Here is a 22,358-nt window from a genome sequence, read left to right as displayed (position 1 = left end):
GATAACATATGACAATTTTAAAATCAAATAACTATCTACATATGAAATACACAATTGAAACTATAAAGTCAGACAATAAATTTCTATTCTTTTGGGGTCACCAACCTTCAAAAGACGGAACAATCACAAAAACTTGTTTCAGTCAATGGTGGAAAAGTAGTTTTACAGTTCAAGGAATTGAATACAAAACAGCCGAACATTGGATGATGGCAAAAAAGGCTCAGTTGTTTGGAGATAAAGAAGTGTTAGAAAAAATACTACTTTGTAAGTCACCAGCGGAAGCCAAAAAGCTAGGCAGAGAAGTTCGTAATTATGAAAATGAAATATGGTTAGCCAATAGATTTCAAATAGTAAAAGAAGGAAACTTCCATAAGTTCAGTCAGCATAAAGATTTAAAACAGTTTTTTTTGAATACCAATGAAAGAGTTATTGTAGAAGCAAGTCCGGTTGATCCTATTTGGGGAATTGGAATAGCAAGTGATCATAAAGATTGTCATAATCCAAAACAATGGAAAGGATTAAACTTGTTAGGATTTGCTTTAATGGAAGTTAGGGATGAATTAAGAAAGTAATTGAAAAGATGGAAACAATAAGAACTTTATTCTCAAGAGAACATGAAACGGTACTTCCTAATTTAGGTGTTTTCTTAGCAGGACCAACACCACCAAACGAAAGAATGGAATCAGGTTGGAGAAGAGTGATACTAGATAAGTTATTAAAAGATGAAAGATTAGACCCAAGTATGCTAATTGTTTCTCCCGAACCAGAATCTGGAAATTGGAATACTATTGAAAAATCAAATACCAGTTTATTGAATAAAGTACATAATGATCAAATAGCTTGGGAATGGCAATATTTAGGATTGTGTGATATTACGGCTTTTTGGTTACCAACCTATTTTTCAGAAGAAAAAGCAGGGAATTTTCCAAATAATATTGGACCCACAAGCCGTTGGGAGTTTGGATATTATTTTCAGGAATACCTTAAAAACCCTCAAAAGAAACATTTCATTGTGGGAGCACCAGAAGATGCCGAAAGTGTTAATTGGGCTAAAAAGTTAGTTGCTTCACATGGTATTAAATGGCATGTTTTAGAAAAAGGAGACAAAGAAAAACAAGTAGCAGATTCTTTTATTGAAGAAATTGCTTCAACATTAGTAAAAAACAAATGGGTTTTCTAATGAATTATGAAAGAAACAATGAAAAAGATCATTTATAACAAAGACATATTTGTAATAGAAAACTTCCTTTCCAAAGAAGAATGTAAAGTTTTAATTGAGAAAAGTGAGCAAATTGGTTATGAAGAAGCTAAAGTGCAAACGGGAGCCAACACGCAATCTATGTTAAAAAGTGTAAGAGACAATGATCGGATTTTATACAAAGATGAAGCATTGGCTAATCAATTATACGAAAGAGCATTGCCGTTATTATCTAATGAAATTGGAAATTATGATAGAATAGGATTAAACGAACTTTTTCGTTTTTATAAATACAGTCCAGGACAACGATTTAAAATGCACAGAGATGGAAGTTTTAAAAGAAATGAAAGAGAAAAAAGTTTCTTCACTTTTCTAATCTATCTCAACGAAGAATTTGAAGGTGGAGCAACCGAATTTGAAGATTTATTTACCATCCAACCTAAAACAGGTGACTTATTGGTTTTTTATCATCCGTACAGACATGAAGGCAAAAAAATAGAAAGTGGTTACAAATATGCATTACGAAGTGATATTATGTATCGAATGAAAGAAGAATTAAAATGAAACAGAATCAAGAGATTAGAGCAGATTATAACAGAGACACCATCATAGTATATCAAGCTTATGGTGAAAAAATAGCGATTCCTGCAATAAAAAATAAAAAGTTTCAAGAGCCTTTTTCATTTAGTAGAATGACATGGATAAAGCCTTCTTTTTTATGGTTAATGGAAAGGAGTAATTGGGCAAACAAATCCAATCAAGAATATATTTTGGCGATAAGAATAAGAAGAGATAAATGGGATGAAGCATTAAATATGGGAGTCTTAACACATCCAGACTCGAATGTTTATTCTTCAGGACACGAATGGGAAGAAAAATTTAATCAAGCAAAAGTTCATATTCAATGGGATCCAGAGCGTAATTTTAAAGGAACTAAATTAAACTATCAGTCTATACAAGTGGGAATTAGCAGGTTTTTAATTCAAGAATATAATGAAGAATGGATTGTAGATATTGAAGATTATACTCCTTTGGTTAAGAAGATCAGAACACTTATTAAAGAGGGTAAGTATAAAGAAGCTCAAAGGTTATTACCAAACGAAAAAGTATATTCGATTAATAGCGAAATTGGAAATAAAATTGCCAAAAATTCAAAATAAATCAAAAATGCAAGAAGTGATAAAATTTTATAGTGAATCAGGTAATTATGGAGAGTTTTCAAACTTTTCCAATTATCCTGTGAAACTGAAAAATAAAATATGGAAAACATCAGAACATTACTTTCAAGCTCAAAAGTTTGAAAATAAGAGTTATCAAGATAAGATTGCCAACGCACTCACTCCAATGAAAGCCGCAGAACTAGGGAGAAGTAGAAAGGAAAAAATAAAAATGAATTGGGATAACCTTAAAGATAATGTCATGTATGAAGTAATAAAAGCAAAATTCACCCAATATGAAGAATTAAGAGTTCTACTAGCAGAAACGAATGAAGCAATTATTATTGAGCATACTGAAAATGATAATTATTGGGGAGATGGTGGCGATGGAAAAGGAAAAAATAGATTAGGAAAAATTCTAATGAAAGTAAGAGAAGAATTAAAATGAAAACAATAACATTATATCGTCCAGTCGGATTAAAAGAAATGGAATTAATTACAGCAAGTAATTTCAAAACCTTTCCACCAAGATTAGAATGGCAACCCATATTTTATCCAGTGATGAACCAAGAATATGCAGCACAAATAGCAAGAGAATGGAACACACCCGATGAATTTTCAAGCTATTGTGGCATAGTAACGGCTTTTGAAGTGGATAGTGAGTATTTACAACAATTCGAAATTCAAAATGTAGGTGATAAAAACCATAACGAATTATGGATTCCATCAGAAGAATTAAGAACATTCAATGAGAATATCGTTGGAGAAATAAAAATAAAACAAGTGTTTTATGGAGAAAAGTATCAACCTTCTCAAAATGAAACCTTGAATAAAAAATTAAAAGAAATAGATGCTCTTTAATAAATCTAGTACGTCTGTTCGAGTGTTTTTTATGCAATGGAATGGAATAAAAAATGTATCGAGAACTTTCTAGACAAAAAGAGAATGTGAAAAAATATAAAAAATGAAAAAAATAGTACTATTAACAGGAGCAGGAATCAGTGCAGAAAGTGGCATCCAAACCTTCAGAGATGCTGACGGATTATGGCACAACCACAAAGTAGAAGATGTAGCGTCACCAGAAGGATGGAGAAAAAACAGAGAAGTAGTATTAGAATTCTATAACGAAAGAAGACGAAAACTAAAAGAAGTAGTACCAAATGAGGCGCATCATTTAGTAAAACAATTAGAAGAGCATTTCGAAGTACAAATCATCACGCAAAATATAGACGATTTACACGAAAGAGCAGGCTCAACCAATATTTTACACATACATGGCGAACTAAATAAAATGTGTTCATCACTCAATAGAAAATTAGTGTACGATTGTTTTGAAGACATAAAAATTGGTGACAAAGCAGAAGACGAATCGCAATTACGACCAGATATTGTTTGGTTTGGAGAAGATGTACCTTTATATCCTGTAGCTATCGAAATGGTAAAACAAGCCGATATCTTTATGGTAATTGGAACTTCTTTACAAGTCTATCCAGCAGCTAATTTGTTGAGCTTTATAAAGCATGATGCTCAACTAATCATTATCAATCCAGATCACGATGGAGGTAATTATGGAGGAAGAGCTATTTATGTAAAAGAAAACGCAACAACAGGCATGCAAAAAGTTTTTGATGTTTTGGTAAAAGAAGCAAAATAACAAAAGTGATTTTAAGAGTTCCAGAGGAGCGACATGTTTATGATAGAAACAAAAGATATAAGCAAATTCCTTAGTTTAGTACTAAGGCATACACCAGAAAAAATAGTCTTAACCCTAGATGAAAACGGTTGGGCAAATGTAGACGAACTCATTACACAATGTAATAAGTTTCATAAGAAATTAGATAGTACGCTACTCGATTATGTAGTAGAAAACAATGATAAAAAACGATTCGCTTTCAATGAAGACAAAACCAAAATAAGAGCTAGTCAAGGGCATTCCATTTCGGTTGAATTAGAATTAAAAGAAGTCGAACCCATTCATTTTCTATATCATGGAACAGTGGACAAATTCATACAAGCCATTCGAAAAGAAGGGTTGCAAAAAATGAGCAGACAACACGTGCATTTGAGTCAAGACAGAGAAACAGCCATAAAAGTGGGAAGCAGAAGAGGGAAACCTGTAATTTTGAGTATCAACGCACCAAAAATGTACCAAGACGGTTTCAAATTTTACATATCAGAAAACGGAGTTTGGTTAACCAATGAAGTACCAGTAGCGTACATTGAATTTTAAAGAGATGTTACAAGTTAAATTAGTTTACAGAGAAGAGGAATTAGGAACAGCTTGGAAAGAAGATTTCAAAGAGTGTCCAAACGTTACCATAATTGGTCAAGATATTTTAGAAGTCGAATGCGATGCTATTGTAAGTCCAGCCAATTCTTTCGGATTTATGGATGGCGGTTTGGATTTGCATCTTTCTGAAAAACTAGGCTGGCATTTACAAGAAGAATTGCAAGCGCAAATTGCACAATTAGATGAAAGAGAATTACTCATTGGAAAATCCATTACTTTAGCTACAGGAAATGAAAAAATTCCGTTTCTAATTTCTGCACCAACTATGCGTGTACCAATGAGCTTTAATATTGCCACTTCAGTAAATGCTTATTTAGCAATGAAAGCCATTTTAATTGCTTGCAAAAATAATGAAGCCATTAAAACAGTTGCAATTCCAGGATTGGCAACAGGATGTGGAAGAATGCCATTTCATATTGCATCTAATCAAATGTTTTTGGCTTATGACGAAATAATAAACGGAAATTATAAGGACTATCAAACCTTTGGAGATACTCAAAAATTTCAATATCGATTGAATGAAAATGGATTAATTTGGGATTATTAAAATGAAACAAAAAAGAACATTAGTTTTCGGAGACATTCATGGAGGATTAAGAGCTTTACAACAATTGTTTGAAAGAGCTAAAATCACTATTGATGATAGATTAATTTTTCTAGGAGATTACGTTGATGGTTGGAACGAATCAGCAGAAACAGTTCAGTTTTTAATAAAAACTGCTGAAAATCAAGAATGTATTTTTATTAGAGGAAATCATGATTTGTGGTGTGGAAGATGGTTGGAATTAGGAGCATCAAATCCTGTTTGGGAAGAACATGGAGGGAAATCAACCAAAGAGAGTTATTTAAAAACAGGTTATATAATTAACGAAAATCACAAGGTGTTTTTTCAGAACTTGAAAAATTATTATATACATAAAAACAGTAAGCTGTTCCTTCATGCAGGATTTACGTCTATTCATGGTGTTGAAAAAGAACAAAACGAGTCTGATTATTATTTTGATAGAACCTTATGGGAAACAGCAGTAGCTATGGATAAACATCTTAAAAAAACTAGTGAATTATATCCAAAGCGATTAAAACATTATAACGAAATTTATATTGGACATACTCCAACTATAAACTACGGTATTGATACCCCTATGAATAAAGCTAACGTTTGGAATATTGATACTGGAGCAGCTTTCATGGGGAAACTAACTTGTTTAGATATTGAAACGAAAGAATTTTGGCAAAGCGATGTAGTGCAAACATTATATCCAAATGAAAAAGGGAGAAATTAGATTAGACAAGAAAATCATTATTTATGATGATGTAAAAGAACTTTTACAAACGTATATTTGAGTTGAAATAACTAAAGAATAATAACAAGAAAACACATATATTTCAAAACTATAAAAACTATAAAAACTAAAAATATGAGTGACGATTTAAAACCAAGATTCGTTGACGCTTTACGAAGAAACAACGACCAAATAAGAGAAGACAGAGCCAAAGCCATAGCAGAAGACTCAGAACTCATTTATAAAAGACGCATTGAAGACATCGAATTAAAAATAAAACGATTAGAAAGAGAACAAGAAAGTTGTATCGACATCAGTCCATTAGACAAAAACAGTTTAACCTTTGCCGATTTCAATCCTGATACTTTTGTACAAAGAGACATTGAATTGTCTTTGAATATCAGAAACCTAAAAATCCAATTCGAAATAGCAAAAACAAGATACGAATACTTATTTGGTAAAACATTTTAATCATGGGAGGAACAAAATATAACTTTAGTGCACGGTTAAGTAAAGCAGCAAAAGAAGGATATGCTTCAAAAGCAGCTAATGAAATTTTTACACAGAACAAATTAAGAATGGCTCATGAGTCCATGAATCCTAATGGAGTAACCTTTAGAGAAGCTAGAGATTCTGAAGCAAATCCTAATTCGTACCCAATCATTTTAGGATTAGACGTAACAGGAAGTATGGGACATATTCCTCACGAATTAGTAAAAGAAGGTTTACCAAAACTAATGGGAGGAATTATAGATGGTGGCGTTCCAGATCCAGCACTTCTTTTCTTAGGAATTGGAGACCACGAATGCGATGGTTATCCGTTGCAGGTTGGCCAATTTGAATCGGGTGATGAAGAACTAGACATGTGGTTAACTAGAACCTACATTGAATCTGGTGGTGGTGGAAATGCAGGAGAAAGTTATTTATTAGCTTGGTACTTTGCAGCGTTTCATACAAAAATTGATGCTTTCGAAAAAAGAGGTCAAAAAGGACTATTGTTCACAATTGGAGATGAACCTAATTTAAAAGTGTTACCAGCTTCTGCTATCAAAGAGATTATGGGAAGTGGAGAACAAACGTATAGCGATTTAGAATTATTGGCTGAAGCCAAAAAACGATACGAAGTCTATCACATTAGCGTTTTGCATTCTACAAGAGCCCAATCGGCAGAAATTGGTTGGAAAGAAGTACTAGGAGAAAATTGTATTTCAGTAGAAGATTATAAAACTATTCCAGATGTGATTAAAAATATCATTTGTGAGAAGCATAAAATAAAATCAGGAAGAACAACTGAATCAACAGGAGATTTAAGTACTCCTGGAACAACAGGATTTGACCATATTGATATGTTATAAATGAAAAAAGCAAAAGTGGTTATTGGTTTAGGATTTGGAGACGAAGGAAAAGGTATCACAACCGATTTCCTTTGTAGCCAAAACCCAGAAGCTATAGTAATACGTTTTTCAGGTGGACAACAAGCCGCACATACAGTAATGTTAAACGAAAAAAAACACATACATTCTAGTTTTGCTAGTGGTGCTTTACGTGGTTTACCATCTTATTTTAGTGAACATTGTACTATTCATCCATCACTTTTGTATAATGAATTTCTAGAATTAAAGGAAAAAGAAGGAAATACAACACTATATATTCATCCGTTAGCCAAAGTAACCACGCCTTTTGATGTTTGGCAAAATCAAAATAACACTAAAAATTTAACGCACGGTTCTTGTGGAAAAGGAATTGGAGCAACTATGAAGCGCAATGAAGGTACGTACAAGTTATTTGCCATAGATTTAATAGGTCCGAAAGATTTTCTGATTGAAAAATTGAAAAATATAGCTTCTTATTATGGCATTTCTAATGATAATCAGTTACAAAATGAAGTAGTTTATTTCTTAGAGTGTATTGAAAAAATAGACTGGAAAATAACTACTTATGAAGTTTTAAATAATTATGAAACCTTTATCTTTGAAGGCAGTCAAGGCATTTTGCTAGATATGGATCATGGTGTGTTTCCTAATGTAACGTATGCGAACACAACTTCTAAAAACGCAATAGAAATTTGTAAGCAATTAGATATTCAAGATATAGAATTGTTTTATGTATCAAGATGTTACACTACTAGACATGGAAGTGGTTGGATGCCAAATGAAGAAAATATCCAATTGGTAAATAATGAAGAAGAAACCTGTGTGTACAACGAATATCAAAAAGAACTTCGATTTGGAAAACTAGACGAAGAGTTGTTACTTCACGCCTTGCGAATAGACCAAATATATTCAAATGCAACAAAAAATAATTTAGTACTAACGTGTTTGGATCAATACCAACAAGAAGTTGATTTTGATAAATTAAAGACTAAATTTGACGCGATTTATGGTTCTTACGCACCAGAATCTAAATTTTTTAAAATAATAAAGTAAGGAAATGGCAAATATTTATCCTAAAAAAGTTGAAAAATGACATACTTATTAAAATATTCCGATGTTTACGATGATTCGAGAAAAGACACAATAGAATATTTAAAAAATATTCCGTTTGAGGAAATTAAAAGAATAATTCCCTTTAAACACAACAATACATTAAGGTTAGATAATTTTTTTTCAGATAATGATATACAGGATAATGTTAATCAAAGAATCTCTAAACTAAAATATGAAGAGATAGATTTTATAAGTGACATTGGATATTTAAAAATAATTGAGATTATTCTTTCTCAAAATCAGAATTTAACAAATCAGAATATTGACATAAGTGAATTTGAAGAAAATATTTTTAAAGCTTTTCTATCAATCAATGAAGATTTAGAAGAAAAAGAAAATTTTGGACTTCAATATATAATGAACCTTGGAGAGATAAGTCCTGAAGAGAATTTTTCATATAGTATACTTTTAAATAAATTTATTTTAGCAGACACTGAATCTGATAAAAATAATGAAGACTTGATAAAATACATCTATTCTACAGTATATAAACTAGAAAAATTATTCGTTTTCCTTGGGAAGAAAGGATTAGAAGAATTAAAGAGAAATTTAATTACACAATTTAGTTTTAATGATGAGTCTGAACTAATACAAAATATACACCAATTACTATACACAATATTTATTGAGACTAAAATAAAGAATAGCAATGAATTTAAAGTGATAGAAGAAAAGGATATTTTGTTTTTTGATTCGTTAATTTCTGATAATGTTCAAATTGACGAAGATTTTAAAAAATTAAAAGAAAATCCAATTGTTAAACTCTCGGATAACCATTATACATATTTTGACTTCCTTTTTGTTGTAGATCGATTTTATAAAGGAATAAAGTTCAATATTATAAAAGCATTCAAAGATGACGTGAATCTTATTAAGGAGTATGGAGATTTCTTTTCATTTTACAATCTTGAATTTTCAGAAAAACATTTATTTCATTCTATTTGTGATGATATTTTTAAAAATGGAAATTATATCGTTTTAGAAAGAAAGGAAAAAGAAGAAAAATTTGAACCTGATTACTATGTAAGAAATAAAAAAAGTAATGATATATTTATATTTGAGTGTAAAGATGTCATGATTGCTGGAAAAGTAAAAGAATCTAGACATTTAGAGAAATTAATTAAGGCGCTAGAAGAAAAATTTATTACTCCCAAAGGTATTCAACAACTAACGTTACACATTGAAAAGATCATAAATAATGAATTTAAATTTGATAACAAACTAAATTACGGAAATTCAAATAAAATATATCCAATTTTGGTTTTATGCGAACGAATTTTTGATATTCACGGATTAAATTTTATTTTAAATGAATACTACAAAAAGCAAATAAGAGATAAATTAGGAATTAATTATGATTCAGCAAGAATTAAGGATTTAGTTATTATAGATATTGATACATTAATTTCTTCAAAAAATTATTTATTAAAAAATGATACAAATTTTCAAGAATGGCTTGATTTACATATTTCTGAAATGAACAAAAAATTTATTCCTTCAAACAGTCAAGACGAAAACCTATCTAAACTATTAAAATGCATTGCTCCATTTTCATGGCGAAAAAGAATAAATTTATCAGAAGAAATGTTAAATCAATTTACTAATTACAATAAAGCATAATTATATGAACCCATTACTATTAACCGACGGTTACAAAGTAGACCACAGAAGACAATATCCAAACGGAACAACCTTAGTCTATTCCAACTGGACGCCAAGAAAATCAAGGATTGAAGGTATTGATGAGGTTGTTTTCTTCGGTTTACAATATTTTATCAAAAAATACATACTAGAAGATTTTCAAACGCATTTCTTTAATAAACCAAAAGAAGAAGTAGCTAAAAAATATGCCCGTAGAATCAATAATTATTTAGGTGAAAACCAAGTTGGAATTCAACATATTGAAGATTTACACGATTTAGGTTATATTCCAATGGTATTTAAAGCTTTGCCGGAAGGAGTTTCTGTGCCTATTCGTACACCTATGTTCACGATGTACAATACAAAACCAGAATTCTTTTGGTTAACCAACTATTTTGAAACTTTATTATCAGCAGTGGTTTGGATGCCATGTAATTCGGCTACTATTGCGAAACAATACCGAAAAGTATTGGATAAATATGCTAATGAAACATCTTCGATCACCGAATTTGTAGATTGGCAAGCACACGATTTCTCTATGAGAGGAATGGCTGGAATTGAAGCAGCCGTAATTTCAGCAGCCGGACATTTATTGAGTTTTACAGGAACAGATACCATTCCAGCAATTGAATTTTTAGAAGAATATTATAATGCCAATTCAGATAAGGAATTAATAGGTGGTTCAGTAGCAGCAACTGAACATTCTGTTATGTGTATGGGAACAACCGAAGGAGAATATGACACTTTCAAAAGATTAATTTGCGAAGTCTATCCAAAAGGAATTGTTTCTATCGTTTCTGATACTTGGGATTTGTGGAAAGTACTAACGGATTATTTACCAAGATTAAAAGAAGAAATTATAAGCAGAGAAGGAAAAGTAGTCGTTCGCCCAGATAGTGGTGACCCAATTCTAATTTTATGCGGAAATCCAAACGGAAAATCCGAACAAGAACGAAAAGGTGTAGTAGAATTGCTTTGGGATACATTTGGAGGAACCACAAACGAAAAAGGCTATAAAGAATTGATTCCGCAAATTGGAGCGATTTATGGCGATAGTATTACAATTGAGAGAGCGACTCAAATTTGTGAAGAGTTAAAGAAAAAAGGATTTGCGTCTACCAATGTCGTTTTAGGAATTGGTTCGTTTACGTATCAATACAACACACGTGATACTTTTGGCTTTGCCATGAAAGCGACTTACGGAGAAGTAAACGGAGAAGGAAGAGCCATTTTTAAAGATCCCATTACAGATGACGGAACCAAAAAATCAGCAAAAGGCTTAATGAAAATCGATTTAATTGACGGAAATTATACCTTAACCGATAATGTTTCTTGGTATGAAGAACAACAAGGCGAAATGAAAGAAGTGTTCAGAGATGGGAAATTATTGATAGATCATCCTTTGGAAGATATTCGTAAAAGAGTGAGGTAATAAACAAAGAGTCTGATTTTAAAATCAGACTCTTTTATTTTGTGTAAAACAAATTATGTTCTATATATTTCCATACTTTAGGAGGAAGTATTGGAATAATATTTTTTCCGTTTTTAATATTTTTTCTAATAAAAGTAGATGATAATTCAATTACTGGAGCACCAATTCTGTGAATCTTAGGATGATTTACAAATTGATCGTCCATTTCTCCTGAATTTAATCTTGGATAAACATAAATGTCATGATTTTGAAGAATCACTTCATAGTTTTTCCATTTGTGTAGCGAATTCAAATTGTCTTCACCCATTATTAAAGAAAATTCATAGCTAGGATATTTTTCTTGTAAATGAGCCAAAGTATGCACCGTATAATTAGGTTGCGGTAATTTAAATTCAATATCAGAAGGTTTTATATGTGAATATTCTTCTGTTGCTAAATGAACCATGTGCAAACGATGATAGTCATCTAAAAGAGAACTTTTCTTTTTATGAGGATTATGAGGTGTAACAACCATCCATATTTCATCTAAATCCGAATGTTCAGCCATATGATTGGCAATAATTAAATGACCAATGTGAATAGGGTTAAAAGTCCCAAAGTATAATCCGATTTTCATATTGTTTCACAGAGTTTCACAGAGTTTTCGCTAAGTTTCACAAAGTCTTTGTGTATCTCTGTGCATCTTTACGAGGCTTTGTGTAATATTATTTTTGCAAAAAATTCTTGACCAACTGATATGCCTCTTCTTTTGCTGTATCTAAGTCATAATTCTTAATGATTTTGTCAAATTGTGGAGCAGTCGCTAATTCAACCGAAGCTTTTGCAATACGCATATTGATTTTGTCCTCACTTTCAGTAGATCGTAATTTTAACCTGCGTTTCAATTCGTCTACACTTGGAGGTTTTACAAAAACAGCTAGCGTTTCTTCAGGGAATTTGTGTTTAATACGTAATCCGCCCACAACATCAATGTCAAAAATAACATGTTTGCCTAAAGCCCAAATACGTTCTATTTCTGCTTTTAAAGTACCGTAGAAATTATCGGTATAAACTTCTTCCCATTCAATGAAGTCTTCGTCTTTAATGTGTTGTTTAAATTTTTCCCAAGAAATAAAATAGTAATCGGTTCCATCTATTTCTTGACCTCTTGGCTCACGAGTAGCACAAGAAATAGAGAACTCTAAGTTTAAATCTTCTTTTTCTAATAAATGTCTTACTATTGTTGTTTTACCTGAACCCGAAGGTGCAGAAAACACAAATAATTTTCCTTTAGTCATATTTTTAGTTATTAGTGATTGATAATTAGTAATTAGCAAAAGTCTTCATAAATCGACCAATTACTAACCACTAGTTACTAATTACTTTTATAGTACATTCAAAACCTGTTCTTTAATCTTTTCTAGTTCATCTTTCATCATTACAACTAATTTTTGCATTTCAGCATGGTTCGATTTAGAACCCATAGTGTTGATTTCTCTTCCCATTTCTTGAGTAATGAATCCTAATTTTCTACCATTAGCTTCGTTGCCATTTAATGTTTCTAGAAAATAATCTAGATGATTGTTTAAACGCACTTTTTCTTCAGTGATGTCTAATTTTTCTAGATAATAGATTAATTCTTGTTCAAAACGATTTTCGTCTACGTTCACTTTTAGTTCGTCAATAGCTATTTGTAAACGCTCTTTGATATTTTTTACACGTTCAGGATCCAAAATTAAAGCTTGATCCATGTACGAACGAATATTTGCTATTCGCAATTGGAACTCTTTTTCAAGTGAAGATCCTTCGTCTTTTCTAAAAGTAACAATGTTTTCTAACGCGTCGTTAATTACAAGTTTAATATCACTCCATTCTTTTTCATCTATCTCTTCGCGTTCAATTTTTAATGCATCTGGCATTCGAACAGCCATTTTCATTAATTCGGTAACATCAGCCTCAGGAAGAATTTCTTTCATCTGGTTAATGTATCCTTTTATAATTGGAGCATTTATTTTTGAAGAAGTCTCTTCTCCTGTGATTTCAATATATAAAGAAAAATCAACTTTTCCACGCTCTAGTTTCTGAGAGATTTCATTACGTAGACCTAATTCCATTTCCCTGTAAATAGAAGGCATTCTCATGTTTAAATCGAGTCCTTTGCTATTTAACGATTTTATTTCAACATTAATCTTTTTGTTTGGTAATTGTTTCGTAGCCTTACCAAAGCCTGTCATGGATAGTATCATATTTTACTTTAAAAAGATTTCAAAGATAAGAAATAGTGGTTAGTAATTTGTAATTAGAGAATAGTAATTTGATAATAGTATTGCTAGAAAACTAAAAAAAGATATTGATAATGGAATATTAATTGCTTGTTGCTTTCTTTTGTGTCACTAAATAAACACCTATGAATATTAAAACTGCAGATGTTATTTTGATTAAATTTAGTTCATCTTTACCTAAACTAATAGCAAAACTAGCTGCAAAAAGAGGTTGTAGATAGATAAAAACTGAAAGGGTTGTTGGTTTTAACTGCTTCATTGCCATTAAGTTTATTAAGTAGGCTAAAAACGTAGTAAAGAAAACAACAAATCCAATTTTGTAGTAAATATCAATAGGAATAGACTGCCATTCTATTGCGTTGAATTCAGAGTAACCGAAAGGAATTACGAAGAGTAAACCAAATGAATAAATCCATTTTATAAAAGTAAATGCATGATATTTAGAAATCAATTTTTTTACAATAATAAGATAAATCGCATACGAAAAGGCATTAGTAAAAACTAAAAAGTTTCCCCAATTTGCATTTGAACTGTTTCCAATAGATTTTCCGTAAAGAATCAAAATTGAAGTACCGGTTAGGCCAATAATTATTCCAATTACCTTTTTTATTTCAATTCGCTCTTTAATAAGAATTGCAGATAATATTAATACAATAATTGGAGCAGTAACCATTATTACCGATGCGCTAATTGGTGAAGTATAGCTTAGGCCTTTGAAAAAAGTTAGCTGATTAAAAGCAACTCCAAAAAAAGCAGCAGCCATAATTCTTGGGAAGTCTTTCTTGTCGATTTTTTCTTTTGGTGCAAAAAAAGTCAATAGCCAAAAAAGAATAGTAGCGCCAATACTCCTAATTAGAATAAAACCAAAGGGTTGTACATAGGTTGGCATTACGTCTTTCGCAATAGTAAACGTTGACCCATAAATCATTGCAACAAATGTAGCCCCTATTATAGCTAGGGTTCTTTTAGACATTTTCTAAGGTCTTCATTAATTTTAAAATATTGGGTTGTGAGTTTCCAATAAATATTTCGTTTTTAATGATAAAAACAGGGCGGCTTAAAAAAGTATAGTGTTCTAAAATTAATGCTTTATAGTCATTCTCAGTTAGCGTTTGGTTTTTTAAATTTCGTTGTTTGTATAATTGTGCCCTCTTACTAAACAACGCTTCATAACTACCAGAAAGTGAATGCATTTTTTCTAGAATCTCTTCGGTTAATGGGTCTTGTCTAATGTCATGAAAAACTAATTCAACGTCTTTAGGTAAAGATTTTATAATTTTTCTACAAGTATCGCAAGAAGCTAAATAGTAAATAGTATCCATTCTTTTTTTTACAAAAATACAAATTAGAAGCGAAAACCATTGTTTTTATTTGTATTCCATTTTCCTGCTGTTCACTTTATCTTATTCTCTTTCTGAAAAAAGAGAATAAGGATCCTGTTTCCGTCAGGGCTAATTGATGATTTTTCAGTTTTCTTTGCTGTGTCTTTTTTAGTATCTTCGTTAAAAATAGCTTTGTATGGAAACAACATTTGAAATTTGGAAAACAAGTAGGGAAACGTATTTAAATTTTTTAGAAAAATATTCTCTAGAACAGTTGAATAAAATACCAGAAGGGTTTAGTAATAATCTAATTTGGAATGTTGCGCATGTTCTAGTTTCTCAGCAGAAATTAGTGTATGCTTTGTCGGAATTGCCTTTAAATGTTTCTCAGGAATTGGTAGAAAAGTATCAAAATGGAACAAAGCCAGAAGGTTTTGTTTCTAGCGAAGAACTTGCTGAAATTAAAGACTTATTACTTTCAACTATTGTGAAAACTGAATTAGACTACAGCGAAGGTGTTTTTAAAACGTTTAATTCCTATCAAACAAAGACAGGTTTTTATATAGCTAATCTTCAAAATGCGTTCGAATTTAATAACTACCATGAAGGTATTCATCTTGGTGTAATGTTTCAGATCAAGAAGTTTCTTTAAGTTGTGTCTCTAGAGTGTGTAATATAAGATATAAAAAAGCCTTGAATAATTATTCAAGGCTTTTTTATATCTTTGTTTTCCAATCAGTTAATCTAAATAGTAAATGTATCCAAGATTAAACCAAATGTTCCAATCGTTTGCTTTATTTTCTTTATACAGTTCTGGGTTTTTTCTTAAACCGTCAACCCAATCAGAGAAATAATATTGCCATCTTAACTCGACAAATAAATCTGATAATTCAGTTAATTTATATCGTGTACCAACACTAGATACAACCGAAAAAGTACTTCCTCCCTCCGATGAATAACCGTCTGGTAAATACCTGTAATATGTTGTTTCAGGAGTTCCTAAAGGACCTAGTTCTGAGTAAGTATTGTTCTTGAAGAATGAAAAATGACCACCTAGCCCTATAAATGGAGCCCAAGCACCACTACGACTAGCTGTAAATTCTCTAACACTCCAAGGATAAAACTCTAATTGCATTCCTATATCAGTTACTTTAGTTTCTCCTTTCATAGATCTTAAAAGTAAACCGTAATTAGAATCTTTTTCAGCCCATTTTCCAAAATGTTCTAATTTTGTACTGTTGTATGATAATTCCGTTCTCAATTTAAAGTGATCATTGAAATAGGTGTCAGGAGTGTAACAATTACATTCTGCACCATAAGAAAAATTTAAATAGTGTACTAAACCAACAGCAAAACCTGTGTTTCCCATGTTTGTCTCAAAATCATTTCTTACACCAAAATCAGATTGAAAAGCTACACCACCAACGAAAGCTCCTATCTCGTGAGAAAACCCTCTCTGTGCATTTGAAGAAAAAGATGCAAGAAGGGTTAATAAAAGTAGGGGTTTTATTATTTTAGGCATTTTAAAGTATTTTCATTAGTAACAACAAATATATGAAAACTAAACTCACATGAAAATTTTTTTTATTTTTTTCGTTAAAAAAAATCTAAAACAGGTCTAGAGAGATATTTTTTTGTCAAAAAAAAGATCTTGTGATTTAATAAAATGTATATTTGTTCCGCAAAACGAAAACGTTTTCATTAATTTTAATGAGGCGTATATTAAAGCAAATTTAAACCAAAATATCATGAAAGAAAGTGTAGCATCTTTTATTGAAGCTGTAGCTAAAAGAAATTCAAATGAGCCTGAGTTTATGCAGGCAGTTAAAGAAGTAGCTGAAACAGTTATTCCTTTTATTGAAGAAAATAAAAAATACCAAAACAAAATGCTTTTAGAGCGTATGGTAGAGTCGGAAAGAGTAATCATGTTTAGAGTGGTATGGCAAGATGATGCTGGAAATACTCAAGTTAACAGAGGTTATCGTATTCAAATGAACTCAGCTATAGGTCCATATAAAGGAGGGATTCGTTTTCATCCTTCTGTGAATTTAAGCATTTTAAAATTCCTTGCTTTTGAGCAAACATTTAAAAATAGTTTAACTACATTGCCAATGGGTGGTGGAAAAGGAGGAGCTGATTTTGATCCAAAAGGAAAGTCAGAAAATGAAATAATGCGTTTTTGTCAAGCTTTCATGACCGAGTTATCTAAACACATTGGAGCTAATACAGATGTTCCTGCTGGAGATATTGGTGTTGGTGGAAGAGAAGTAGGTTTTATGTTCGGTCAATATAAAAGATTAAGAAATGAATTTACAGGTGTTTTAACTGGTAAAGGGATTTCTTTTGGAGGTTCGCTAATCCGTCCTGAAGCTACAGGATATGGTGATGTGTATTTTGCGCAAAGTATGTTGGCTACTAAAGGACAAAGTTTTTCTGGTAAAACTGTTGTTGTTTCAGGTTCTGGTAATGTTGCTCAATATGCTGCAGAAAAAGTTATTGAATTAGGTGGTAAAGTGGTTACTTTTTCTGATTCTGCTGGTTATATCTATGATGAAGCAGGTATCGATTCTGAAAAATTAGCTTATGTAATGGAAATTAAAAACGTAAACTACGGAAGAATTAGTGATTATGTTAATAAATATCCAAATGCTAAATATGTTGCAGGAAAACGTCCTTGGGAAGTTAAATGTGATATTGCTTTACCGTGTGCAACTCAAAATGAGTTAAATGAAGATGAAGCAAAAATGTTAATCGCAAATGGATGTATCTGTGTAGCAGAAGGAGCAAATATGCCTTCTACGCCAGAAGCTGTTGAAGTTTTCCAAAACGCAAAAATATTATTTGCTCCAGGTAAAGCTTCTAATGCAGGAGGTGTTGCAACATCTGGGTTAGAAATGTCACAAAATTCATTGCGTTTAAGCTGGACAAGTGAAGAAGTTGATGAAAAATTAAAAGGAATTATGTCGAACATTCACGAAGCATGTGTTAAATATGGTAAAGATTCAACAGGATATGTTGATTATGTGAAAGGGGCAAATATTGCTGGATTTGTTAAAGTAGCAGATGCTATGTTGGCACAAGGAGTAGTTTAATTTAGCTTTTAATACTAAAATATAAAAAGAGGTTTTCAGAAATGAGAATCTCTTTTTTTATTTTAAATTATACCTAAACAAGTTTTTGAGCGTTTATCTTATATTTGTATAAATTTAGAACTAATGAAGTTTAAATATATTGTAATATTATTTTTTTTAAATCATTTACTTTTTTCACAAGGAAATCAACTTTGGAAGGGTTACTTCTCATATAATGAAATTGTTGATGTAGAAGCATCTTCAAACACTGTATTTGCAGCAACTGAAAATGCGATTTTTAGTAAAAATAATAGTGATGGAAATGTTGATATTTTGAATTCAGTGAATGGATTTAAACCAGAATCGATTACTGCGATCCATTATTCTGAGGAATTTGATAAAAAAATTGCAGGAAACTTAAATGGCTTGATTTTGATTTCTGATGGAGAGGGAAATACACAGATAAAAGTTGATATTATTGAAGAGGTTCCAGTTGCTCCAAATAAAAAGAGAATTAATGATATATATGAGCATAATGGTAAGGTTTATATTGCTACCGATTATGGGATTTCAGTTTTAAATTTAGTTACTTCAGAGTTTATAAGTACATACTTCATTGGTCCGTCTGGTCAAGAAACAGAGGTTTTCCAGACGACTGTCTTGAATGATGAAATATATGCTGTTACAAGGCAATATGGAATTCGAAAAGCTAGTTTGTCAAATCAGTTTTTATATGACTTTAATCAGTGGCAAACTTTTGATGGAGGATTTTGGTCAGGGATAGTAACTTTTAATGATGAGATTGTAGCAGTTAATACTAATAGTATAAGTTACAGATATAGCGGTGGTTCATTTCAACAAATTTTAAATCATGTTCAGCAAGGAAAGAACATAAAAACAAATGACGGTAAATTGATAATTACTACCCAAAATCATGTATATGTTTTAAATGATCAATTTATTCAGTTGGCTCATATTACTAATATTCCAAGTTATAATGTTGTTTTTTCTGCAGCTAATGTAGTTGGTGATGAGTTGTTTATAGGGACAGGCAAAGATGGTTTGTTTGTTACGAGTCTTTTGAGTTCTACTTCATTTGAAAATATTTCTCCAGATGGACCAGTGAGGAATTATATTTTTAGGGTTAAGAAAACTGTCGATAAATTATGGGCAGTTTATGGAGGGTATACTCTTCCTTTTGTGCCTATTTTGAATGATTACGGAATAAGTTATTTTCAAAAAAATAATGGTTGGACTATATTACCTTTCGATACATTATTAGGTGCAAAGTGCTTTACATCTATAGAAAGTAATCCAAATAATGTTAATGAAGTATTTTTTAGTTCTTATTATTCAGGGCTTTTAAAAATTAAAAATGATGAGGTAACGCTTTTTGATAATACGAATACAGGTATGAATGGTTTAGAGCCAATAGTAGGTAGTAGTGTGAATAATATTTATGATGGTTCTATAAGGGTAAATAGTCCTGTATTTGATAAAGAAGGTAATCTCTGGATGACAAGTGCTTTTGTAACAAACGGGTTGAAAGTTATGCGTACAAATGGTCAATGGCAGTCGTATGAATTTTCAAGTATATTGGGGCAAGCTCAAGTGTCAAGATTTGCGCCAATTAGTATTGATAAAAATGGTACAAAATGGTTGCCGACTCGTAATGATGGATTACTTGGGTTTAATGATAAGCTTAATAATAAGTCTATTGTTGTTGATGATATGTCAGGATTACCATCAACAATAGTTCAGTGTGTAGAGATTGATAATAGAAATCAGCTCTGGATCGGTACCTTTAAAGGATTAAGGGTGATTTCGAGTGTTGATCGATTTGTTTCTGAAAATATGTTGTCAGCAACTGCAATTATAATTCAAGAAGGCGATTTGGCTCAGGAGCTTTTTTATCAACAGTCAATATTGGATATAAAAGTAGATGGCGCAAATAGGAAATGGGTTTCAATTGCTGATGGTGGTGTGTTTTTGGTTTCTTCTAATGGACAGCAAACAATTCATAGATTTACGAATAGTAATTCTCCCTTGCCAAGTGATAATGTTAATGATATTGAAATTGATGAAGTTACTGGTGAAGTCTTTTTTGCAACAGATAAGGGTATGGTTTCCTTTTTAGGAACTTCAACGAAACCGAGTGATGATTTAGCTAATGTTTATGTATATCCTAATCCAGTAAGACCAGAGTTTAATGGAACAATTAAGATTGCTGGTTTGACAGACAAAGCAAATGTTAAGATTACAGATGTTGAAGGTAACTTAGTTTATGAGGTAACTTCCGCAGGAGGTACGATAGAGTGGGATACAAGTGCTTTTGGAGGGTATAAGGTAGCGTCTGGAGTTTATATGGTTTTTATAACTTCTCAAGATGGCTTAGATTCGACAGTTAAAAAAGTAATGATAATAAGATAATGATTAGTATTAATTCCAATAGTTTTGATTTTATAAGATTTTTTTTTGCATTTAATGTTTTACTTGCACATCTTAAAGAATTGTCACAATCTGATGACCTTTTGTTTTTAGGGCATTTTTCTAATTCATTTATAGCGGTAAATGGTTTCTTCGTTATTAGTGGTTTTTTAGTTGCAAAAAGTTATACCAATACACCTTCTTTGAGAACCTATTTTTTGAAAAGAATAAAAAGAATTTTACCGGCTTATGTGTTTGTTGTTTTATTTTCAATATTCTTTTTTTCTTTTTTTTCAAAATTTGATTTTTTTCAATACTTTACTGACCCTCAATTGTTTGAGTATTTAGGGTGGAATATGATTTTTCTGAATTTTATGCAACCGTGTTTGCCTGCTTTATTTGATAATACAATTATTTGTGCTGTAAATGGTTCCCTTTGGACAATTAAAGTTGAAGAAAGTTTTTATTTTTTTCTACCTTTATTATTCTTTTTTATAAAGAGAAGTAATAAACCAATATTAATTTTAATAATAGTTTATATATTTTCAATATTGTATTTTTATTTTTTTAAATCATATCTTGGTATGCCTCTTATAGCAAAACAATTACCAGGTGTTTTGTCATATTTTTCAACAGGTATTTTTTTGTTTTTGTATTTAAAGATATTAATTAGGTATAAAATACAATTACTGCTATTTTCAATTTTTGTGTTTATTTTTTCAATTAAGTTTTCTGTTTTTTTTCTTTACCCAATATCATTTGGTTTTGTGGTAATTTTGTTAGCTTATTCATTGCCCTTTTTTAATAATTTTGGAAAATATGGTGATTTTACATTTGGTTTGTATATCTGTCATTTTCCAATAATTCAATTGTTTAAACAATTAAATTATTTTGAGATATACAATCCATTTTATATTGGTTTTTTAGTTGTGATTTTGTCTTTATTATTCTCAATTTTTTCTTGGTTTGTAATTGAGAAAAGATTTTTAGATAGATATAAGAAAACTGCTGTAAAATAATGCTAGTTAAAACAAAAGCAATAGTAATTTCGTCTTTAAAGTATCAAGAAAAAAGCTTGATTGTGAAATGTCTAACAAAATCAGATGGGATTAAATCATATTTTGTAAATAACGCATTTACAGGAAAAAATAATAAGCAGAAAAATTCTTTGTTTCAACCGCTTAATCAAATTGAGATTGAAGCAAATCATAAAAATAAAGGAACACTAGAGCGATTTAAGGAAATAAAGATCATAAATCCTTATCAGAGTATTTATTTGAATATTGAGAAAACAACAATTACACTTTTTCTTTCAGAAATACTTCATAATATACTGAAAGAGGAAGGTAAGTCGGAAGAACTGCATTTGTTTTTAGAAGTAGCTTTACAGTGGTTTGATAATCATGATGAAATAGCTAATTTTCATCTAATTCTATTACTTCAGATAACGAAATACCTAGGAGTGTATCCGCAAAACAACATAGAAGCGAATATTTTTTTCGATATATCTGAAGGTATTTTTGTGTCTTCTCAAACAATTAGTGCTTTGTCTTTTGAAGAAACTACATTGTTTAAAAGGTTGATGAATCTAAAATTAGATGATAATCAGAAGGTTTTTTCTGTATCACAAAGACAATTGTTGCTTAAAATATTAATGCAATATTACAGTTTTAATATCGAAAATTTCAGACAGCCAAAATCACTTCAAGTTTTGAAAGAAGTTTTTTCTTAATGATATTAAATTTTATCTTGTTTTCTTCTACTCTTTTTTATTTAAAAAACCATACAAT

At 30.8% G+C, this 22,358-nt stretch carries 26 protein-coding genes; 20 read left to right on the top strand and 6 right to left on the bottom strand.

The genetic code is table 11. The features are described 5' to 3' along the window. Positions 1–41: 41 nt before the first annotated feature. The 15 genes from L2Z92_RS05520 (at position 42) to L2Z92_RS05450 (ending at position 11,487) form a co-directional block, all read left to right on the top strand. Positions 42–572 carry an NADAR family protein gene (locus L2Z92_RS05520; protein WP_236457835.1) on the top strand — a complete coding sequence of 177 codons (531 nt, stop codon included), beginning with the start codon at positions 42–44 and terminating at the stop codon, positions 570–572. A gap of 8 nt (positions 573–580) precedes the next feature. Beyond that, complete coding sequence (locus tag L2Z92_RS05515) at positions 581–1,180, top strand: nucleoside 2-deoxyribosyltransferase domain-containing protein (protein ID WP_236457834.1); 600 nt, start codon at positions 581–583, stop codon at positions 1,178–1,180. A gap of 18 nt (positions 1,181–1,198) precedes the next feature. Then, positions 1,199–1,762, top strand: a complete 564-nt coding sequence (locus L2Z92_RS05510; RefSeq protein WP_236457833.1) for a 2OG-Fe(II) oxygenase — start codon at positions 1,199–1,201, stop codon at positions 1,760–1,762. After that, positions 1,759–2,358, top strand: coding sequence for a DUF4291 domain-containing protein (locus L2Z92_RS05505; RefSeq protein ID WP_236457832.1), 600 nt, complete (start codon positions 1,759–1,761; stop codon positions 2,356–2,358). Before L2Z92_RS05510 ends, L2Z92_RS05505 begins: the two co-directional genes overlap by 4 nt. 7 nt (positions 2,359–2,365) lie before the next feature. Next, positions 2,366–2,803: an NADAR family protein gene (locus tag L2Z92_RS05500; RefSeq protein ID WP_236457831.1), complete on the top strand. Its 438-nt coding sequence runs from the start codon at positions 2,366–2,368 to the stop codon at positions 2,801–2,803. Then, entirely contained in the window at positions 2,800–3,216 is a 417-nt protein-coding gene (locus tag L2Z92_RS05495) for an ADP-ribosylation/crystallin J1 (RefSeq protein ID WP_236457830.1), read from the top strand. Before L2Z92_RS05500 ends, L2Z92_RS05495 begins: the two co-directional genes overlap by 4 nt. 103 nt (positions 3,217–3,319) lie before the next feature. After that, positions 3,320–4,009, top strand: a complete 690-nt coding sequence (locus L2Z92_RS05490) for a Sir2 family NAD-dependent protein deacetylase (protein ID WP_236457829.1) — start codon at positions 3,320–3,322, stop codon at positions 4,007–4,009. Positions 4,010–4,048: 39 nt separating this feature from the next. Then, entirely contained in the window at positions 4,049–4,585 is a 537-nt protein-coding gene (locus L2Z92_RS05485; RefSeq protein WP_379677960.1) for an RNA 2'-phosphotransferase, read from the top strand. Positions 4,586–4,589: 4 nt separating this feature from the next. Further along, positions 4,590–5,192: a macro domain-containing protein gene (locus tag L2Z92_RS05480; RefSeq protein WP_236457827.1), complete on the top strand. Its 603-nt coding sequence runs from the start codon at positions 4,590–4,592 to the stop codon at positions 5,190–5,192. Between the two features lies 1 nt (position 5,193). Further along, on the top strand, positions 5,194–5,928 hold the full coding sequence (locus tag L2Z92_RS05475; RefSeq protein ID WP_236457826.1) for a metallophosphoesterase: 735 nt from the start codon (positions 5,194–5,196) through the stop codon (positions 5,926–5,928). Between the two features lie 135 nt (positions 5,929–6,063). Continuing rightward, positions 6,064–6,399 carry a hypothetical protein gene (locus L2Z92_RS05470; RefSeq protein ID WP_045970629.1) on the top strand — a complete coding sequence of 112 codons (336 nt, stop codon included), beginning with the start codon at positions 6,064–6,066 and terminating at the stop codon, positions 6,397–6,399. Positions 6,400–6,401: 2 nt separating this feature from the next. Further along, complete coding sequence (locus L2Z92_RS05465) at positions 6,402–7,283, top strand: hypothetical protein (RefSeq protein ID WP_045970631.1); 882 nt, start codon at positions 6,402–6,404, stop codon at positions 7,281–7,283. After that, positions 7,284–8,354, top strand: coding sequence for an adenylosuccinate synthetase (locus L2Z92_RS05460; protein ID WP_236457825.1), 1,071 nt, complete (start codon positions 7,284–7,286; stop codon positions 8,352–8,354). 36 nt (positions 8,355–8,390) lie between these two features. After that, on the top strand, positions 8,391–10,034 hold the full coding sequence (locus L2Z92_RS05455; protein WP_236457824.1) for a hypothetical protein: 1,644 nt from the start codon (positions 8,391–8,393) through the stop codon (positions 10,032–10,034). 4 nt (positions 10,035–10,038) lie between these two features. Beyond that, positions 10,039–11,487 (top strand): nicotinate phosphoribosyltransferase, encoded by a 1,449-nt coding sequence (locus tag L2Z92_RS05450; protein ID WP_236457823.1) that lies wholly within the window; start codon positions 10,039–10,041, stop codon positions 11,485–11,487. A gap of 34 nt (positions 11,488–11,521) precedes the next feature. Here the strand turns inward: L2Z92_RS05450 and nadD are convergent, their stop codons facing one another. The 5 genes from nadD to L2Z92_RS05425 form a co-directional block, all read right to left on the bottom strand. Further along, on the bottom strand, positions 11,522–12,103 hold the full coding sequence (nadD, locus tag L2Z92_RS05445) for a nicotinate (nicotinamide) nucleotide adenylyltransferase (RefSeq protein WP_236457822.1): 582 nt from the start codon (positions 12,101–12,103) through the stop codon (positions 11,522–11,524). A gap of 88 nt (positions 12,104–12,191) precedes the next feature. Further along, positions 12,192–12,764, bottom strand: coding sequence for a guanylate kinase (gene gmk / locus L2Z92_RS05440; protein WP_236457821.1), 573 nt, complete (start codon positions 12,762–12,764; stop codon positions 12,192–12,194). 87 nt (positions 12,765–12,851) lie between these two features. Continuing rightward, positions 12,852–13,712 (bottom strand): YicC/YloC family endoribonuclease, encoded by an 861-nt coding sequence (locus L2Z92_RS05435; RefSeq protein ID WP_236457820.1) that lies wholly within the window; start codon positions 13,710–13,712, stop codon positions 12,852–12,854. Between the two features lie 118 nt (positions 13,713–13,830). Then, complete coding sequence (locus tag L2Z92_RS05430) at positions 13,831–14,721, bottom strand: DMT family transporter (RefSeq protein ID WP_236457819.1); 891 nt, start codon at positions 14,719–14,721, stop codon at positions 13,831–13,833. Further along, entirely contained in the window at positions 14,714–15,070 is a 357-nt protein-coding gene (locus L2Z92_RS05425; RefSeq protein WP_236457818.1) for an arsenate reductase family protein, read from the bottom strand. Before L2Z92_RS05425 ends, L2Z92_RS05430 begins: the two co-directional genes overlap by 8 nt. A gap of 196 nt (positions 15,071–15,266) precedes the next feature. Here L2Z92_RS05425 and L2Z92_RS05420 point away from each other — a divergent pair, with 196 nt between their 5' ends. Beyond that, positions 15,267–15,722: a DinB family protein gene (locus L2Z92_RS05420; RefSeq protein WP_236457817.1), complete on the top strand. Its 456-nt coding sequence runs from the start codon at positions 15,267–15,269 to the stop codon at positions 15,720–15,722. A gap of 87 nt (positions 15,723–15,809) precedes the next feature. Here L2Z92_RS05420 and L2Z92_RS05415 read toward each other — a convergent pair whose 3' ends face one another. Further along, positions 15,810–16,592 (bottom strand): THC0290_0291 family protein, encoded by a 783-nt coding sequence (locus L2Z92_RS05415; protein ID WP_236457816.1) that lies wholly within the window; start codon positions 16,590–16,592, stop codon positions 15,810–15,812. Between the two features lie 226 nt (positions 16,593–16,818). Here L2Z92_RS05415 and gdhA point away from each other — a divergent pair, with 226 nt between their 5' ends. The 4 genes from gdhA (at position 16,819) to recO (ending at position 22,300) form a co-directional block, all read left to right on the top strand. Next, a complete protein-coding gene (gdhA, locus tag L2Z92_RS05410) occupies positions 16,819–18,162 on the top strand; it encodes an NADP-specific glutamate dehydrogenase (RefSeq protein WP_236457815.1) in 1,344 nt (447 codons plus the stop codon). 123 nt (positions 18,163–18,285) lie between these two features. Next, a complete protein-coding gene (gene porZ / locus L2Z92_RS05405) occupies positions 18,286–20,571 on the top strand; it encodes a type IX secretion system anionic LPS delivery protein PorZ (RefSeq protein WP_236457814.1) in 2,286 nt (761 codons plus the stop codon). Beyond that, positions 20,571–21,587 carry an acyltransferase family protein gene (locus L2Z92_RS21475; RefSeq protein ID WP_379677966.1) on the top strand — a complete coding sequence of 339 codons (1,017 nt, stop codon included), beginning with the start codon at positions 20,571–20,573 and terminating at the stop codon, positions 21,585–21,587. Before porZ ends, L2Z92_RS21475 begins: the two co-directional genes overlap by 1 nt. Further along, positions 21,587–22,300, top strand: coding sequence for a DNA repair protein RecO (gene recO / locus L2Z92_RS05400; protein WP_236457813.1), 714 nt, complete (start codon positions 21,587–21,589; stop codon positions 22,298–22,300). Before L2Z92_RS21475 ends, recO begins: the two co-directional genes overlap by 1 nt. The last annotated feature ends 58 nt before the right edge of the window (positions 22,301–22,358 follow it).

The sequence above is a fragment of the Flavobacterium jumunjinense genome, assembly GCF_021650975.2.
GTDB classification, from domain to species: Bacteria; Bacteroidota; Bacteroidia; order Flavobacteriales; family Flavobacteriaceae; genus Flavobacterium; species Flavobacterium jumunjinense.
This window is presented reverse-complemented; position numbering and strand designations above follow the sequence as displayed.

Bases quoted from the DNA above. Each gene is read 5' to 3' on its own strand.
- L2Z92_RS05520 (WP_236457835.1), top strand. From the start codon at position 42: ATGAAATACACAATTGAAACTATAAAGTCAGACAATAAATTTCTATTC.
- L2Z92_RS05515 (WP_236457834.1), top strand. From the start codon at position 581: ATGGAAACAATAAGAACTTTATTCTCAAGAGAACATGAAACGGTACTT.
- L2Z92_RS05510 (WP_236457833.1), top strand. From the start codon at position 1,199: ATGAAAAAGATCATTTATAACAAAGACATATTTGTAATAGAAAACTTC.
- L2Z92_RS05505 (WP_236457832.1), top strand. From the start codon at position 1,759: ATGAAACAGAATCAAGAGATTAGAGCAGATTATAACAGAGACACCATC.
- L2Z92_RS05500 (WP_236457831.1), top strand. From the start codon at position 2,366: ATGCAAGAAGTGATAAAATTTTATAGTGAATCAGGTAATTATGGAGAG.
- L2Z92_RS05495 (WP_236457830.1), top strand. From the start codon at position 2,800: ATGAAAACAATAACATTATATCGTCCAGTCGGATTAAAAGAAATGGAA.
- L2Z92_RS05490 (WP_236457829.1), top strand. From the start codon at position 3,320: ATGAAAAAAATAGTACTATTAACAGGAGCAGGAATCAGTGCAGAAAGT.
- L2Z92_RS05485 (WP_379677960.1), top strand. From the start codon at position 4,049: ATGATAGAAACAAAAGATATAAGCAAATTCCTTAGTTTAGTACTAAGG.
- L2Z92_RS05480 (WP_236457827.1), top strand. From the start codon at position 4,590: ATGTTACAAGTTAAATTAGTTTACAGAGAAGAGGAATTAGGAACAGCT.
- L2Z92_RS05475 (WP_236457826.1), top strand. From the start codon at position 5,194: ATGAAACAAAAAAGAACATTAGTTTTCGGAGACATTCATGGAGGATTA.
- L2Z92_RS05470 (WP_045970629.1), top strand. From the start codon at position 6,064: ATGAGTGACGATTTAAAACCAAGATTCGTTGACGCTTTACGAAGAAAC.
- L2Z92_RS05465 (WP_045970631.1), top strand. From the start codon at position 6,402: ATGGGAGGAACAAAATATAACTTTAGTGCACGGTTAAGTAAAGCAGCA.
- L2Z92_RS05460 (WP_236457825.1), top strand. From the start codon at position 7,284: ATGAAAAAAGCAAAAGTGGTTATTGGTTTAGGATTTGGAGACGAAGGA.
- L2Z92_RS05455 (WP_236457824.1), top strand. From the start codon at position 8,391: ATGACATACTTATTAAAATATTCCGATGTTTACGATGATTCGAGAAAA.
- L2Z92_RS05450 (WP_236457823.1), top strand. From the start codon at position 10,039: ATGAACCCATTACTATTAACCGACGGTTACAAAGTAGACCACAGAAGA.
- nadD (WP_236457822.1), bottom strand. From the start codon at position 12,103: ATGAAAATCGGATTATACTTTGGGACTTTTAACCCTATTCACATTGGT.
- gmk (WP_236457821.1), bottom strand. From the start codon at position 12,764: ATGACTAAAGGAAAATTATTTGTGTTTTCTGCACCTTCGGGTTCAGGT.
- L2Z92_RS05435 (WP_236457820.1), bottom strand. From the start codon at position 13,712: ATGATACTATCCATGACAGGCTTTGGTAAGGCTACGAAACAATTACCA.
- L2Z92_RS05430 (WP_236457819.1), bottom strand. From the start codon at position 14,721: ATGTCTAAAAGAACCCTAGCTATAATAGGGGCTACATTTGTTGCAATG.
- L2Z92_RS05425 (WP_236457818.1), bottom strand. From the start codon at position 15,070: ATGGATACTATTTACTATTTAGCTTCTTGCGATACTTGTAGAAAAATT.
- L2Z92_RS05420 (WP_236457817.1), top strand. From the start codon at position 15,267: ATGGAAACAACATTTGAAATTTGGAAAACAAGTAGGGAAACGTATTTA.
- L2Z92_RS05415 (WP_236457816.1), bottom strand. From the start codon at position 16,592: ATGCCTAAAATAATAAAACCCCTACTTTTATTAACCCTTCTTGCATCT.
- gdhA (WP_236457815.1), top strand. From the start codon at position 16,819: ATGAAAGAAAGTGTAGCATCTTTTATTGAAGCTGTAGCTAAAAGAAAT.
- porZ (WP_236457814.1), top strand. From the start codon at position 18,286: ATGAAGTTTAAATATATTGTAATATTATTTTTTTTAAATCATTTACTT.
- L2Z92_RS21475 (WP_379677966.1), top strand. From the start codon at position 20,571: ATGATTAGTATTAATTCCAATAGTTTTGATTTTATAAGATTTTTTTTT.
- recO (WP_236457813.1), top strand. From the start codon at position 21,587: ATGCTAGTTAAAACAAAAGCAATAGTAATTTCGTCTTTAAAGTATCAA.